This is a genomic window from Halofilum ochraceum (genome assembly GCF_001614315.2).
Classification (GTDB): Bacteria; Pseudomonadota; Gammaproteobacteria; order XJ16; family Halofilaceae; genus Halofilum; species Halofilum ochraceum.
The window spans coordinates 448,256-463,182 of the sequence record NZ_LVEG02000004.1; the positions used below are offsets into that span (position 1 = coordinate 448,256).

13 protein-coding genes are annotated in these 14,927 nt (G+C 61.5%); 10 read left to right on the forward strand and 3 right to left on the reverse strand.

Annotated elements, in window-relative coordinates; genetic code table 11:
* Positions 1–46 precede the first annotated feature (46 nt).
* Together A0W70_RS06115 and A0W70_RS06120 are read right to left on the reverse strand one after the other, a co-directional pair.
* Positions 47–1,228: a hypothetical protein gene (locus tag A0W70_RS06115; RefSeq protein WP_139150745.1), complete on the reverse strand. Its 1,182-nt coding sequence runs from the start codon at positions 1,226–1,228 to the stop codon at positions 47–49.
* 248 nt (positions 1,229–1,476) lie between these two features.
* Positions 1,477–3,039, reverse strand: coding sequence for an Ig-like domain-containing domain (locus A0W70_RS06120; RefSeq protein ID WP_083330804.1), 1,563 nt, complete (start codon positions 3,037–3,039; stop codon positions 1,477–1,479).
* 722 nt (positions 3,040–3,761) lie between these two features.
* Here A0W70_RS06120 and A0W70_RS06125 point away from each other — a divergent pair.
* From A0W70_RS06125 to A0W70_RS06145, 5 genes are all read left to right on the forward strand, one after another.
* Positions 3,762–5,108 (forward strand): polysaccharide pyruvyl transferase family protein, encoded by a 1,347-nt coding sequence (locus tag A0W70_RS06125; RefSeq protein ID WP_175443070.1) that lies wholly within the window; start codon positions 3,762–3,764, stop codon positions 5,106–5,108.
* Positions 5,105–6,010, forward strand: a complete 906-nt coding sequence (locus A0W70_RS06130; RefSeq protein ID WP_083330806.1) for a glycosyltransferase family 2 protein — start codon at positions 5,105–5,107, stop codon at positions 6,008–6,010. Before A0W70_RS06125 ends, A0W70_RS06130 begins: the two co-directional genes overlap by 4 nt.
* Positions 6,011–6,222: 212 nt before the next feature.
* On the forward strand, positions 6,223–6,426 hold the full coding sequence (locus tag A0W70_RS06135) for a hypothetical protein (protein ID WP_139150747.1): 204 nt from the start codon (positions 6,223–6,225) through the stop codon (positions 6,424–6,426).
* Entirely contained in the window at positions 6,413–6,973 is a 561-nt protein-coding gene (locus tag A0W70_RS06140) for a dTDP-4-dehydrorhamnose 3,5-epimerase family protein (RefSeq protein WP_070988393.1), read from the forward strand. The genes A0W70_RS06135 and A0W70_RS06140 overlap by 14 nt, the downstream gene beginning before the upstream one ends.
* On the forward strand, positions 6,970–8,301 hold the full coding sequence (locus A0W70_RS06145; protein ID WP_067561458.1) for a DUF4910 domain-containing protein: 1,332 nt from the start codon (positions 6,970–6,972) through the stop codon (positions 8,299–8,301). The genes A0W70_RS06140 and A0W70_RS06145 overlap by 4 nt, the downstream gene beginning before the upstream one ends.
* An 87-nt stretch (positions 8,302–8,388) precedes the next feature.
* On the opposite strand, the gene A0W70_RS06150 is transcribed toward A0W70_RS06145, so the two are convergent.
* A complete protein-coding gene (locus A0W70_RS06150; protein WP_067561459.1) occupies positions 8,389–9,120 on the reverse strand; it encodes an SDR family NAD(P)-dependent oxidoreductase in 732 nt (243 codons plus the stop codon).
* A gap of 425 nt (positions 9,121–9,545) precedes the next feature.
* On the opposite strand from A0W70_RS06150, the gene A0W70_RS06155 reads away from it, so the two are divergent.
* From A0W70_RS06155 to A0W70_RS06175, 5 genes are all read left to right on the forward strand, one after another.
* Complete coding sequence (locus A0W70_RS06155) at positions 9,546–10,838, forward strand: class I SAM-dependent methyltransferase (protein WP_245675819.1); 1,293 nt, start codon at positions 9,546–9,548, stop codon at positions 10,836–10,838.
* Between the two features lie 30 nt (positions 10,839–10,868).
* The gene (locus A0W70_RS06160) at positions 10,869–11,927 is read left to right on the forward strand and encodes an NAD-dependent epimerase/dehydratase family protein (protein WP_075109834.1); all 1,059 of its coding nucleotides are present in this window, start codon (positions 10,869–10,871) and stop codon (positions 11,925–11,927) included.
* A 3-nt stretch (positions 11,928–11,930) separates the two neighbouring features.
* The gene (locus A0W70_RS06165) at positions 11,931–13,259 is read left to right on the forward strand and encodes an NAD(P)H-dependent oxidoreductase (RefSeq protein WP_067561461.1); all 1,329 of its coding nucleotides are present in this window, start codon (positions 11,931–11,933) and stop codon (positions 13,257–13,259) included.
* The gene (locus A0W70_RS06170) at positions 13,256–14,077 is read left to right on the forward strand and encodes a sugar phosphate nucleotidyltransferase (protein ID WP_067561463.1); all 822 of its coding nucleotides are present in this window, start codon (positions 13,256–13,258) and stop codon (positions 14,075–14,077) included. The genes A0W70_RS06165 and A0W70_RS06170 overlap by 4 nt, the downstream gene beginning before the upstream one ends.
* A 132-nt stretch (positions 14,078–14,209) precedes the next feature.
* Positions 14,210–14,866 carry a PIG-L deacetylase family protein gene (locus A0W70_RS06175; RefSeq protein ID WP_067561465.1) on the forward strand — a complete coding sequence of 219 codons (657 nt, stop codon included), beginning with the start codon at positions 14,210–14,212 and terminating at the stop codon, positions 14,864–14,866.
* Positions 14,867–14,927: the final 61 nt, after the last annotated feature.

Below are 14,927 nucleotides of genomic sequence, written 5' to 3' on the forward strand. Positions count from 1 at the left end.
CAAAAGCGGTCGTTTTGCCACGCGGAAGCGCATTCCGCGGGACAATTCAGCCTCCATGGCGTTCGACGCCACGTGTACGCCAGTCAACATACTGGAAACTGGACCGATAGTTCTGGTTAAAGCGCTTCCCGGAGCCAAGATCCGCGAGGGCTACGCCACCCGCGAAAATCGCGTCACCGCGCTTCAGCCAACGATCGTCACCCGTGTGGTAGAAGAGCCACCCGAACATGGGCGCGATCAGCATATTCAGGTCCGGGGCGGGCGCATTGCTGCCGACCCCGGTCGTGGTCGGCTCGACGTACTTGAACGCCCCGAAGCCGCTGCCGTTGACGTCGCTGACCCACATCGTATCCCAGAGGAAGTTGCCGAGGCGCTTCAGGGCTGGCGGGACCCGGGCATCGGGGTTGCCGACCTCCACCGCACGTTCGTAGTGCGCGATCAATGCGGAACCCGTCAGGCCTCCCATGAAGGCCTGGAAGAACTGCCAGTTGCGATCGGTATGTATATATTCGCGCTCTACCCAGATATAGATATGGCCGAGCGCCAGATCCGCGAGGCCCTGGATGCGACCGCTTTTTCGTTCGTGGCCGACCCGATCCGCGAGAATCTGCGTTTCCAGCGAATAGGCGACCTCACGCGAGTATTTCTGCTTGCTCCACTCGCCGCCCGATTGTGACGGATAAGAAAAAGGTGGAGCGTCGCGCAGTTTTGCAAGATATTCCTGCGACTCGTCATCACCATTACGGATGGCGTCAATGAACAGTCCATGCGGGAAACGCTCCCATCCCGCTGCCCGGAAATCAGCGTTCTCCAGATACTTTTTGTACGTCGCTTCCGCCACCTGACCGTACGAACGCCATGGTTGATTCTCACCAAGGTAGTTCGCGATCTGCTCATGAACGCGCTGTGCATCGTAGTAGCGCAGCTTGAATCTGCTGAGGTAGTTCGTCTCCTTCTGCAGCGCACGGCCCCACTTGTGACCGTACTCGGTCATATCCGCTTCCCAGGCCTCGAATTGTGGCGGCTGGCTCGATGTGTTCACCACGCTGTTGCGCTCGAGACCATCGCTGGCCTCCGTTGCGGATGTGCCGCTTGAAGTCTCGGTGCCGTTGCCGTCGCCACCACCACCGCAAGCGGTCAGGGTCGCGAGTGCAATCCCGGTACAAAAAGGGGTGATTCGGGTAAGTAGGGTGCGGCGAGTTCGGTCGCCGGAGGAACCAAGGTGCATTATGTGACTCCACAGTTTGTGGGCCGCACACCCATGTCTCCGTGCGTGCAAACGGAGACGGTTTCCCCTCTGGCTGAATTGTCACGCTTTCCCTGCGTCGTCGACTGACGGGTTCCTTTTTGGGTTTTACGCGAAATCCGGCGTTTTACGTCGGCGGATTGAATGGGTCAACAGTTCTCTGGACGAACGCGTCGGGAACAGCGATGACCGGTCCGGCCTCCGGATGCACCGGAGGCCGGCGGCTTTGCTCACTGCGCGCCGTGTTGCTCCACGGCTTCGGTCCGCCACTCGACGAACTGAAAGCTGGCCCGATAGTTCTGGTTGAATCGCTTGGCAGCGCCAAGGTCGGCCAGTTCAACCCCGCCGGCGAAGATGTCGTCGCCACGCTCCAGCCATTTACCGTCGCCGGTCTTGAGGTAAAGCCAGGCGAACATGGGTGCGATGAGCTGGTTGAGGTCCGGTGCCGGAGATTCACTCCCGACGCCGCTTGTGGTCGGCTGGACGTACTCGAATGCGCCGTAGCCCGTGCCGTTGACGTTGGCGACCCACATCTCATCCCAGATGAAGCTGGCCACACGCTCGATCGCCGGAAGGATACGGGAGTCGGGCGTACCGCGTTCGACCTGACGCTCTTGGTATTCGATGAGCGCGGAGCCCGTGAGCCCCGTCATGAAAGCTTGGACAAACTGCCAATCAGGGTTGCTGTTGATGTAATTTTTCGTAACCCAGATATCGATATGACCGAGGGCCAGGTCGACCAGCGTTGCGAGGCGGTCCGACTTGCGGGGGTATCCGGCCCGTTCAGCCATGATCTGGCTCTCGATCGAGTACGCGATCTCACGCGAGTACCTTTGTTCCGCCCACTGATCTTCCCATCCGGTCGGATAGGAGAATGGTGGCCGATCCCGGAGCAGTTCGAGATAGTCCCGGGATTCGGTGTCGCCGGTCCGCTTCCAGTCCATGTAGAGTCCATGAGGGAACCGTTCCCATCCGGCAGCGCGAAAGTCGGCGTTTTCGAGGTATTGTTTATAGACCGATTCGGCTTCCTGGCCATAGGATCGCCAAGGCTGGGTCTCACCGAGGTAATCGCCGATCTGCTCATGAACACGCTGGGCATCGTAGTAGCGCAGCTTGAATTTCGTGACGTAGTCGGTCTCCTGCTGCAGTTCCTGACCCCACTGGTGGCCGTAGTCGACCATTTTCTGCTCCCATTGGTCGATTTTCGGCGGCAGTGCGGAGGCACTGACGGTCGTGAAACTCGCATAGTGGTTATTGGCGATCGATACACCATCTTCCGTCATGACATCAGTGGTGACGGTCATGGTGTAGTTCGCGCCCGGCGTAAGGTCGCTGGCGGGAACCAGTTCTGCCGTATTCCCGCTATAGGTGACGTCGCCGGACACTTCCCCGTCGGGGCCCTCGAGGGTGAAGCTGTCGGAGTCGACGCTGCTGGAATCGAGCGCCTTGGACGTCTGGAAGCTGACGGTACGTGAGTTGGAGACACCGCTGCTCTGGTCTTCAGGGCTGAAAGACACATCGATTTCTACGCTGGACGCACTATCGTCGGTCGAAGAGTCGTCCGCCGAAGAGTCGTCCGTCGAAGAGTCGTCGGTCGAAGAGTCGTCGGTCGAAGAGTCGTCGGTTGAAGAGTCGTCGGTTGAAGAGTCGTCAGTCGAAGAGTCGTCAGTCGAAGAGTCGTCAGTCGAGGACTGCCCGGTCGAGGTGTCCCCGGTCGCGGACCCGCCGGAACTTCCGGACGTTGATTCGTCGCCGGAACTGTCGTCAATGCAGGCGGTCGTTACGGCCAGCATCGCACTCAGTGTGACGACACGCAGGAGAAGTATGGAACGTGGGTTTTGTGTACGGTGTAAAACTGTTTCCGGGTGATCCGGTTGCATGCCGTTCTCCTTCCGGTTACCCGGAAGCTGGATTCCCCGCACTCAATACCGAATCGCCCGTTGGGCCGATCGGCGCGAACATACCCCCGTGGACCCGGTGCCCTCACACTCGGGTACAGCCTCATTGAAAAGGGATTTCATTCTTCCGAACGGCACCGTTTTTACGGACCGCTTTCTTGTTGAGCGCAGGTTACGGACGGGCGGTGCGTCCATCCGCCGACTCGTTCACATTTTTCTGAAAAAGTATTGACGGATGTCGGATCCGCGACTACGGGGCCTGGTCGCGAGAAATATTTTGCGGGGGGCTACCTCAAGAGGCACGATCCGGCCTGGCGCCTGGCCGCCTTCATGCACCGTTACCCGGAACGGGGGGTTCCGTGCCCGTACCCTTCGAGACCAGGGCGCTTTCTCAGGTTTGACGAATGTCGTTGATAAAGCCGCTGCAGCGCCATTGCAAAGCCCTGGCGGCGCACCTATAAGAAGACGGCACCGGGATGCAGTGGCCCTGGTCCCAGGCGCCCGCCGGGGCTCAGAGAACAGCCGCGACGACCGGTGGGCACGATGCCAACGGCGAGGCGATGGGGATACTCCGATCGCACCGACACCGGGCTCGCGGCCGGGAGACGGTGACAGTGGTGGCAAAAAACAGGGAGCGCGGACCGGTCATTGCGGTGCTGGGTCATTATGGCAACCGCAATCTGGGTGACGAATCGATCATCGCAGCAACACTTGCGGGGTTGCGGCAAGCCGTGCCCGACGTTGTCCCGATTGCCGTCTCGATGGATCCCGCTGATTCCGCACGGCGCCATGGCGTGGCCGCATTCCCCGTTCGGCTCGCCGCGCGATCCGACGCGGTCGAGGACCCGTCCATGCAATCGGCTGAGCCGGTACCGCCGACGGAGTGGGCCGCACAGGGGGCATCGGGACCACGGCCGAACGGTGCGGTCGCACGCACGGTGCGCCCGCTTCGTGGCATTGCGCGCAGGCTCCGGGGAATCAGCCGCGAGTGTGCATTCCTCCTTCGTGTCTGGCGCTTCGCGCGGCGCGTTGATCTGGTCATGGTGACCGGATCCAATCAGTTCCTTGACCACTTCGGTGGCGCATCCGGTTTTCCCTGGACCCTGTTCAAGTGGACCCTGATGTCCCGATTGGCCGGCACCCCCGTGGCATTCGTCAGTGTCGGGGCGGGGCCGTTGACCGGGCGTATGAGCCGACTGCTGTCGCGCAGCGCCCTCAGGCTGGCCGCCTACGTCTCCTGGCGCGATGCGGCTTCGAGAGAGCTGATGGAAGGGAAGCGCCGCAAGTGGCGCGGGTACATCTACCCGGACCTGGCGTTCAACTTGCGCCCCGACGTCGGGATGCGGGGCGATACGGTGCGCACGATCGGTATCAACCCGATGCCGGTATACGATCCCCGCTACTGGCCGAACGCGGATGCGGAGCGTTACTCACGCTATGTCGCGATCGTGACGGAAACGGTCGCACGTCTGCGCAGCGATGGCCACAGCGTGTTCCTGTACGCGATGCAGCCGGGCGACGAGCGCGTGATTGAGGATATCTCTGCGGCATTGCGTGAGACCGGGGCGGGAGATGCCGTGCCCACGTATGCGCCCGCATCCGTGGATGAATTGTTCGGTATTCTGCGATCGGCCGACCTGCTTGTGCCGACCCGTTTTCATGGAACCGTACTCGGATTGACCTGTGGCCGCCCCGTATTTGCGCTCTGCTATCAGGGCAAGACGGCCGACGTCATGGAGGCAACTGGCCTTCCCGAGGCGTTGTTGGCCCTCGACGACATGACGGTCGATCGACTCATTGCCGGGGTGAGGGCGCTCGCCGGGCAGGTGCCGGCCGTCTATCGGTTGATCGACGATGCCGTCGAGGGACGGCGAAGAGAACTCGATGAACAGTATGTCCGTATTGCTAGGCTCGTCGACCAGCGTCGGCATCACGTGGGTGAACCGGAGGCGAATCCATCATGATGGGTCGAGATGATCGTCCTTCGATCAGTGTCGGTATGCCGGTCTATAACGGCGAGCCATATGTCGAATCCGCGCTGCGATCCGTTCTGGATCAGACATTTGACGATTTCGAGCTGATCGTCTGTGACAATGCGTCGACCGATCGCACCTCCGAGATTGTCCGCGATCTCGCATCCAGTGATCGGCGGATCCGATACTCGTGTAATGAGCGGAACCTTGGCGCCGCCGGCAACTACAATCACGCCTTTGCGCTCGCGCGAGCACCGTATTTCCGCTGGATGAATGCCGACGATCTGATCGAACCGGAACTCCACGCGCTTTGTCTGCAGGCACTCAAGAGCAATCCCGAAGCGGTGCTTGCATATGGGCATACGCGGATCATCGATGCTGACGGGGCGGTTACCGCCGACTACAACGACAATCTTCACCTCGACGATCCACGCCCCTCGGTTCGGTTTCGCCAGTTTTTTGAGCGCGTGGGTCTGGCCAACGTGATTTTCGGGCTGATGCGGCGTGATGCACTCGCGCGGACTTCACTGATGGGCAATGGGCGCATGCCTGCCGCGGATATCCGTATGATGGCGGAGTTGACGCTCCTGGGACGATTTATCGCGCTGGAACCGACGCTGTTCTATCGCCGCATGCACGCGGAGGCGAGTAGTTGGGATCGGACGGACAGCACCCGTCAGGCGACTTTCTGGGGTAATACCTCCAGCGACTTCGTCATCCCCCACTGGCGCCTGTATGCGGGGTATCTGTACCGGGCATTGCAGTATCGTCTTGCCCCCCTCGAACGGGCGCGCGTGATCTCCCACGTGTTCCATCTCATGTACTGGGGTCGGGGTAAGCTTGCAACCGATCTCGTCGGGCTTGTGCGTCCGAGGCAGGGTACTTCCAGCTGAACTTCGAGTCACTTGATGCGATGCCCTCCCCGGGGCCGCATTGCATCGAACTTGTCTGTCAATTGTAGTAACCGTCGGTCTTGTCAATGCGGGCCCCGGAAGTGGTGGTGGCCGTTTCACTGCTGGCCGCGGTATCCGTGGAGCGGTACGGTATTGTTGATCCGTTCGTTCGGTTTCGTGCACGATAAAAAGCCCGATGTATGGACGTTGTCATGGTGATCGGCTTCGATCAGCTCGTGGATAACTTCGATGGTCCCGACGATTTCCCATGGCTGACACGGGAGGCGTCACTCATCGTCCGATGGCTCCGCGCACGGCAATTGCACGAGGACTTCCCCGGTATCGGCAACGGGGAGCAGGTCTTCGATTCGCCGGCCGCCAAAGCCCATACCGGTCGTGCCGATGCCCGAGCTTGAGTCATTGGGCATCGCGGGGGCTTACCGCCTGCGTCCACGACCGGCGCGGGATGCCAGGGGGTGGTTTGTTCGCTACCTTGATACCGAGGCGTTGGCCGAGGTCTTGCCCGTGCCTGGTTTCGTCCATTTCAATCATTCGCACACCGAGCATCGCGGCTCGGTCCGCGGCCTTCACCTGCAGATCGGTGCCGCGGCCGAGGTGAAGCTGGTCAAGTGCGTCCGGGGAGCGGTGCTGGATGTGCTGGTGGATTGCCGTCGCGGTTCCCCCACATTCCTGCAGCATGCTTTGGTAGAACTCGTGGAGGGGCTCGGTGATGCGGTACTGATCCCCAGGGGAGTAGCCCACGGTTTTCAGACGCTTCAGGACCAGACGGAGCTGATTTACCACCATTCCCATCCCTACCAGCCCGATGCCGAGCGTGGCTTGCGTTATGACGATCCGAGGATCGGCATAATCTGGCCCATGCCGGTCGCCGAGGTCTCCGGGAAGGACGAGGCCTGGCCCTTTCTGAAAGACTCGTTCGAGGGCTATGAGATCGATCCATGACCGGTCCGGAAATCGAGGAGACGGCCGGAGCACCACAGTCCGGGATGATGCCGCTGATCACCCGGCTCTATCCGATATGCCGCAGTATCACCGGCGATGGCGTCCGCGCGACGCTGGACATCCTCGGCGGGGAAATCGAACTGGAGCGTCACGAGATCCCCAGCGGGACCGACGTGTTCGACTGGACCATACCTCCGGAATGGAATATCCGCGATGCGTACATCGCCGATGGATCGGGCCGCCGGCTGATCGATTTCCACGAACACAATCTCCATGTGCTCAATTACAGCACGCCGATCGACACCGTCATGAGCCGGCGCGCGCTCGCGGCGCACGTGCACACTCTTCCGCAGCACCCCGACCGGATTCCCTACCGCACGTCCTATTATCAGAAGCGCTGGGGCTTCTGCCTGACGCATAATCAATGGCAGGGCATACCGGATGGCGACTACCGGGTCTGTATCGACGCCGACCTCAAGGCCGGCGCGCTCACGCTCGGCGAGGTACTGCTCCCGGGGGAGAGTGAAACGGAAATCGTATTTTCGACACACGTTTGCCATCCCTCCATGTGCAACGACAACCTCTCGGGCATCGCTGTGCTCACGCGACTGTTCCAGTGGCTGTCCCGCCGCCCGCGACGCTACAGCTATCGGGCCCTGTATGTGCCGGGGACCATCGGCTCATTGAGCTGGCTCTGGCTCAATCGGGATCGGCTGGACTCGGTTCTCGGTGGCCTCGTACTGACAGGGCTCGGTGATCCCGGCGGACTCACCTACAAGCGAAGCCAGCAGGAAGACAGTTGCATCGATCGGTTGGCGGCGCTCGCCCTGGCCGACGGTGGGGAAGACTGGGAGCAGCGTGGGTTCTCGCCTTTCGGCTATGATGAACGCCAGTATTGCGCCCCCGGCTTCGACCTGGCGGTCGGCCGCCTTTCGAGAACGCCGTTCGGCGAGTATTCCGAATATCACACCTCGGCCGACCACCTCGACTTTGTTTCGGAGACCCAGCTGCAGGGGGCGCTCCGGGCATGCCAGCGCTTCGTCGAGTATCTGGAGGCCGATCGGTACTGGGTGAACCTGAGCCCCTGTGGCGAGCCGCAGCTTGGAAAACGCGGGCTTTACGGGGCACTCGGGGGCAGCGGGGGACCGGACGAGTTCCGTCTCGCCATGCTCTGGATGCTGAACCAGGCGGACGGCTCGCGCCCGGTATCGGATGTCGCCCGCCGCTCCGGTCTGTCCATGGAATTGCTGGCAGAGGCTGCCGAGACCCTCGCCGAGGCCGGTTTGCTGGCACCGGCGGATGCCCCGGCATCCGAGCGCAAGCAGTGAAAGTGCAAAGGGCGTCGCAGTACGGCCCAGCGCGACTGGAGACCTCGCTGGAGGCGGGGCGCAGACCGCTCCTCGCGGTGCCGATGCTCAGCGGCGGTGGTTGAGGCGGGGGCGGATCTGCAGTTCCGTAACTTCGGCCGTCTCGGGCAAATCTATGCAATGCAGGACGGTGCTGACCACATCCTCGGGTTGAAGGAGCCGCGCCGGGTCGTAGTCCCGGCCCTCGGCGGCGAAGATGGCCTCCTGCAGCGGGGTGTTGGTCCGGCCGGGATAGACGCTCAGTACACGGACTCCGTCGGCGTTGACCTCCGACCGCAACGCATCGGTAAGACCCTTCAAGGCGTGCCGCGTACTGGCATAGCCACCGACGCCGGCGCCGCTGCCAAATATCGCCGAAGAGTTCATGAATACGATATCGCCGCGGCTGGCCTTCAGCGCCGGCAGCAAGGCCTGCGTCAGGACAAGCGGGCCGCGCACGTTGGTCTGGTAGAGGGCGTCAAAACGCTCCCCGGTCAGTTCTTCGATGCCGCCCCGGGCGTATGCTCCGGCGCAGTTGATCAGCAGGTCGAGCCGTGGCAACCGGTCACCGATGAACTCGGTGAAGGCGCCGATCGACTGTGCGTCGGTCAGATCAAGGTGGCGAGTCAAGGCTTCGCCACCCGCGTGCGCAACCTCCTCGGCTACCGCCTCCAGCGCCTCTGTGTGCCGGGCCCCGAGGAGCACGTGTCCGCCTCGGCGGCCAAGCGCGAGAGCGAATGCGCGTCCGATTCCCTGTGAGGCGCCGGTAATGACGGCGAACTTGCGTTGGTGCGCGGCCAAAACCCGATCTCCTTACCAGCCGCCCCCCACCGTTGTTCTTTATTGCTGGACGGTCGTATCGAGTGTGCCCCGGATGCACCGGGGCGGCAAGCAGGTGGCTCTTCCCGCTGACGAGTGCGTCTGAACGAAGACCGGGTCTTAAAGGGCCCGTTCCCGAGCCGGTGGATCCATTCTGCCGAACCGCTGCGTGGCCTGTCGACGCGGCACGGTTCCGGCCGCGGGCGCAGCAAGCGCCAGCCGTCCGTGAGGCTCTGGTGCTGGTGTCCCGGAGGCGAGGTGGCTCGGGGGCACCTTCCAGGCACGGCGGCTGCGTATGACGGCGGTGAGAAACCCGGAATGTCCGCGTTGCAAAGGGGCAGGCTCCCGACTATATAAAGTACCGCAAACGGTGACGGGCGGTTTCAGTCCGTGCCAGGAGAAAAGCAGTGGCCGCAATCCTCGAACCAGTCAAACAACCGCCTGTATCGGCGCACGTAGCGCATTGCCGTTTTTGTGGAGAACGCCTCGAGCACACCTTTGTCGATCTTGGCCTGTCGCCTCTGTGCCAGACGCATATTGAGCCTCAGGCGCTGCATCGCATGGAGCCGTTCTATCCGCTCCACGCCCGCGTCTGCGGTGGTTGCTGGCTGGTCCAGCTAGAGGAATTCGTGGCGCCGGATGAGATCTTCTCCGATTACGCCTATTTCTCCTCGTATTCGGACTCCTGGATCGAGCACGCCCGACGCTATGTCGATGCGATGACGGAGCGCTTTGGCATTGGCCAGCGTTCGCTCGTGGTGGAGATCGCGAGCAACGACGGTTACCTGCTGCAGCATTTCGTGCACGACGGAGTGCCGGTGCACGGCATCGAGCCGGCCGCGAACGTCGCCCGGGTTGCCGTGGATAAGCGCGTGCCGACCACGGTCGCATTCTTCGGCGTCGAGACTGCTCGGGCCTTCGCCCGCGATCACGGCCGACCGCAGCTGCTGCTCGGCAATAACGTCCTTGCGCACGTCCCGGATATCAATGATTTCGTGGCCGGCATGCGTGAACTGCTTGCGCCGGAAGGCGTGATCACTATGGAGTTTCCTCATCTGCTGCAGCTGATGAAGAACAATCAGTACGACACGATCTACCATGAGCACTTTTCGTATCTGTCGCTTACGACAGTCGAGCGCATATTCGCCGCGCACGAATTGGTGCTGTTTGATGTGGAGGAGTTGCCGACTCATGGTGGTTCGTTGCGCATTTACGCGCGCCATCGCGAAGATGTCGGCCGCCCGGTCGGCAACCGCGTCGACGCCTTGCGCGAGCGTGAGCGCGCATTCGGATTGACGGATATGGTGACCTACACCGGTTTCGGGGAAAAAGTCCACGAGACCAAACGGCGACTGCTTTCGTTCCTGATCGACGCGAAATCGAATGGAAAACGCATCGTCGGTTATGGCGCCCCGGGAAAGGGCAACACGCTGCTCAATTACTGCGGCATCCGCACTGATTTTCTCGACTTTACGGTCGACCGCAGTCCGCACAAACAGGGGCGTTATACCCCGGGTACCCGGATCCCGATCCTGGATCCCTCGGCTATCCGCGAGGCGCGGCCCGACTATGTGCTGATACTACCGTGGAACCTCGAAGAGGAAGTCCGTCGCCAGACGGCATTCATCCGGGAGTGGGGTGGCCAGTGGGTCGTGCCGATCCCTGAGCCGCGCGTGATCGATCATATACCGGATCATTGACGGTAACGAACCGAAACAGGGGGAAACGGTATGCGGGTTCTTGTTACTGGACACAAAGGTTTCATTGGAACGGTGATGGTGCCCATACTGGTCAATGCGGGGCACGAAGTCACCGGCCTCGACAGCGATCTCTATCGCGCCAGCACCTACGGCGAGATGTCGCCGTTGCCACCACGCGAGCTCATCAAGGACGTCCGAGATATCGAGGCGGGCGATCTCGAGGGGATCGATGCGGTCGTTCATCTCGCAGCGCTGTCGAATGACATGCTGGGGGATCTGAACCCGGAATGGACATGGGATATCAACTACCGGGCCTCGGTGCGCGTTGCCGAACTCGCGCGTGACTGCGGTGTCGGGCGGTTCGTCTTCGCCTCTTCCTGCAGCATGTATGGCGCCTCCGGTGGAGACGCGCCACTCGACGAGACCGCGGCGTTCAACCCGGTTACCGCGTATGCGAAATCCAAGGTGCTGGTCGAGCAGGAAGTCACGGGGATGGCGACGGACAATTTCAGTCCAGTGTTCATGCGTAACGCGACCGCCTATGGCCTGTCGCCGCGCATCCGCTTTGATGTCGTCATCAACAATCTGACCGCCTGGGCCTATACAACCGGCCAGGTATTGATGAAGAGCGACGGTTCTCCCTGGCGACCACTGGTGCATATCGCCGATATTTCACGGTCGGTTCTCGCCGTGCTCGAGGCGCCCCGTGAGGCGATACACAACCGTGCCTTCAACATCGGGGCGGATCGCGAGAACTACCGCATCCGGGAACTGGCCGAGATGGTTCGCGACGTCGTGCCCGAATGTGAACTGGGTTTCGCCGAGGGTGCCGGTCCCGACCAGCGTAACTATCGAGTCAGTTTCGCGCGCTTCGCTCAAGCCTTCCCGGCATATGTACCCCAGTGGACGGCACATGACGGAATCCTCGAACTGTACGAGGGATACCGGCGCATCGGTCTCGATCGTGACGATTACGAGGGGAGTCGCTATAAGCGCATCGCCCAGTTGCAGCAGCGCCTCGCCGCCGGTGACCTGGACGACACGCTGCGCTGGCGCCACCAGGTCGCTGCAGCCGGTGGAGCCGCGTAACCGATGATGATCATCGATCGGGCTCTCGCCGACTGCGCCGCCCGGCATACCCCGGTCCGCGTCGGCCTCGTCGGCGCCGGCTTCAGTGGCTCGCGCATCGCCCATCAGATTGTCACCGCCGTACCCGGGCTGAGGCTGGTCGCGATCGCCAACCGCAACGTCGCCAACGCCGAGGCCGCTTACGCCCTGGCCGGGGTGACTCATCCGCGACGGATTCGCGATGCAAGCCAGCTTACGCGCGCGATTGCCGAGAAAGCGTACGCCGTCACGGTCGACCCCGCCGCGCTGTGGGAATGTCCCGAAGTGGACGTCGTGCTGGAGTCGACCGGAACGATCGACCATGGGGCGCGCGTCGCACTCGAATCGATTCGTCACGGCAAACACGTTGTTCTCGTCAACGCGGAGCTGGACGCGACCCTCGGGCCGATCCTTCGCCACTATGCCGATGCCGCCGGCGTTGTTTTTACCGATACCGACGGCGACGAACCCGGCGTGGCCATGAACCTCATCCGCCAGGTGCGCTCGATCGGTCTGCAGGTGGTCGTCGCCGGCAATCTCAAGGGGCTTTATGATCGATACCGAACACCCGCCACTCAGGCCGAGTTCGCGCGGTGCCACAACCAGAACCCGCAGGCGGTCACGTCCTTTGTCGATGGGACCAAGCTGTCGATGGAGCTGGCAGTGCTGGCCAATGCCACTGGATTCGGAGTGGGGCAGCGCGGGATGTTCGGGCCGGCGCTTGATGACGTGCACGAGGCGCCGGCCTGGTTCGCTGGCCGTGTCCCGTCGGGGGGCATGGTCGACTTCCTGCTGGGCGTGAAACACGGCAACGGCGCCTTCGTTCTTGGCTGTACCGATGACCCCGTTCGCGCCGAGTATCTGCGGTACATGAAAATGGGTGACGGACCTCTGTACGTGTTCTATACACCCTTCCATCTTCCGCAATTCGAGGTGGCGAATACGGTCGCGCGGGCCGCCCTGTTCGGTGACGCAGCGGTGACCCCGCTTGGCCCGCCGCGAGCCGATGCAATCGCGGTGGCCAAGCGGGATCTGCGTGCGGGCGAATTGCTTGACGGTATCGGTGGTTACTGCTGCTACGCGCTGCTGGAGGACTATGGCAAGGCCCGCGAGGGCGATCTGCTGCCGATGGGCTGTTCGCTGGATGGCGTATTGAAAAGGGATATTCCGCGCGATATGGCGATTCGGTACGCCGATGTGGAGCGGCCGGCGGGGCGGATCAGCGATCGCCTGCGGGCCGAACAGGACGCCCTGTTACAACCGACCGGTGCCGCGGCGATCATCGCCACAGCCGGGGGAGAAATAGCGAAATGAAAGTCGTATTGTTCTGCGGCGGTTTCGGAACCCGTCTGCGCGAATTTTCCGAGACAATCCCGAAACCGCTTGCGCCCGTGGGTGATCGACCGCTGCTTTGGCACCTGATGCGTTACTACGCGCATTATGGGCATGAGCAGTTCATTCTCTGTCTTGGGTATCAGGGCCGGACAATCAAGGAGTTTTTTCTGAACTATGATGATGCGTTGTCGAACGATTTCACGCTCGGTGACGGCGGACGAAGCATCCAGCTCCACGGCGAGGATATCCAGCGCTGGCGCGTGACGTTCGTTGATACCGGGCTCACGACCAACATCGGCCAGCGTCTTCTGCGCGTGAAAGACTGGGTAGCCGACGATGAAATATTCCTTGCCAATTACAGTGACGGACTCAGCGATCTGCCGCTTGATAATTACGTAGAGCGCTTTCGGCGATCAAACGCCGTTGCCTGTTTCGTTGCGGTTCGGCCTCCGAACAGCCTTTCTGGCGTCCGCACGGACGGAAACGGTCTTGTAACCGATATCGAGTATCTGCATACGAACATCCGCATAAATGGCGGATTTTTCGTGCTGAGAAACGAGATCTTCGACTACATCCGTGAGGGCGAAGAGATGGTTGAAGAACCGTTCCATCGTCTGATCGATGAAGGCAAGCTGATGTGCCTCGAGTACGACGGCTTCTGGAAGGCGATGGATACCTTCAAGGACAAGAAACATTTCGATGCTCTGTACGACAGCGACGCCCGTCCCTGGGAGGTCTGGCGTCATGCACCGGTACGCAGCGGTAACGGCCTGAACCTCGTCAATGCGGCAGGCTGAGGCAGTGCCACGGAGATGCAGCACTGGCGCCCGCGCCAAGCGCCCACGTAAGTCCGACTTCCAGTCCGGCGGCGCTCGGCGTGTACCGCAATGGATCTCCGGCCACCGGATTGGCACAGCGGAGACGAATCCATGCTGGGTCTGACCGCGGGTCCACGCACTATCCTCTGTCTCGGTGCGCACAGTGATGACATCGAGATCGGCTGCGGTGCCACCGTACTGTCCCTGCTCGAGGCCGATCCCGAAGTGGTCGTGCACTGGGTGGTCTTCAGCGCGGACGAGCGGCGTGAGGCCGAGGCCCGAGCGGCGGCCGGCCGTATCCTCGCAGGGGCCGCCGAGGCGCAGGTCACGATCGAATCGTTTCGTGATGGTTTCTTTCCATGGGACGGTCCCGCGATCAAGGAGCGTTTCGAGACGCTCAAGCGCGCGATCGATCCGGATTTGATCTTTACCCACTATCGGGAAGATCGCCATCAAGACCATCGAACGGTATCAGAACTGACCTGGAATACGTTCCGGAGTCATTGGGTGCTTGAATACGAAGTGCCGAAATATGATGGTGATCTGGGACGGCCCAACTGTTATGTACCGATTACTGAAAAGCAACGGTCAGAAAAAGTCGATACGCTCATGGATAGTTTTGCGAGCCAGCATGACCATATGTGGTTTTCGAGAGAGACGTTTGACGGATTGATGCGGGTTCGCGGTGTGGAATGTGGAGCCGCAAGCGGTTATGCGGAAGCATTTCATGCGTATAAATGGATCGTTGATAGTGGAACTGGAGCGTGAGTAAAAGGTGAATGAGTCGGGCTGGGGCCGCCCGAAAACGTCGGCGGAGTTTCCGAGTATC

Coding starts and splice junctions, on each gene's coding strand:
- A0W70_RS06130 (WP_083330806.1), top strand. CDS start 5,105: ATGATGGGTCGAGATGATCGTCCTTCGATCAGTGTCGGTATGCCGGTC.
- A0W70_RS06170 (WP_067561463.1), top strand. CDS start 13,256: ATGAAAGTCGTATTGTTCTGCGGCGGTTTCGGAACCCGTCTGCGCGAA.
- A0W70_RS06165 (WP_067561461.1), top strand. CDS start 11,931: ATGATGATCATCGATCGGGCTCTCGCCGACTGCGCCGCCCGGCATACC.
- A0W70_RS06135 (WP_139150747.1), top strand. CDS start 6,223: ATGGTGATCGGCTTCGATCAGCTCGTGGATAACTTCGATGGTCCCGAC.
- A0W70_RS06160 (WP_075109834.1), top strand. CDS start 10,869: ATGCGGGTTCTTGTTACTGGACACAAAGGTTTCATTGGAACGGTGATG.
- A0W70_RS06140 (WP_070988393.1), top strand. CDS start 6,413: ATGCCCGAGCTTGAGTCATTGGGCATCGCGGGGGCTTACCGCCTGCGT.
- A0W70_RS06175 (WP_067561465.1), top strand. CDS start 14,210: ATGCTGGGTCTGACCGCGGGTCCACGCACTATCCTCTGTCTCGGTGCG.
- A0W70_RS06115 (WP_139150745.1), bottom strand. CDS start 1,228: ATGCACCTTGGTTCCTCCGGCGACCGAACTCGCCGCACCCTACTTACC.
- A0W70_RS06120 (WP_083330804.1), bottom strand. CDS start 3,039: ATGCTGGCCGTAACGACCGCCTGCATTGACGACAGTTCCGGCGACGAA.
- A0W70_RS06145 (WP_067561458.1), top strand. CDS start 6,970: ATGACCGGTCCGGAAATCGAGGAGACGGCCGGAGCACCACAGTCCGGG.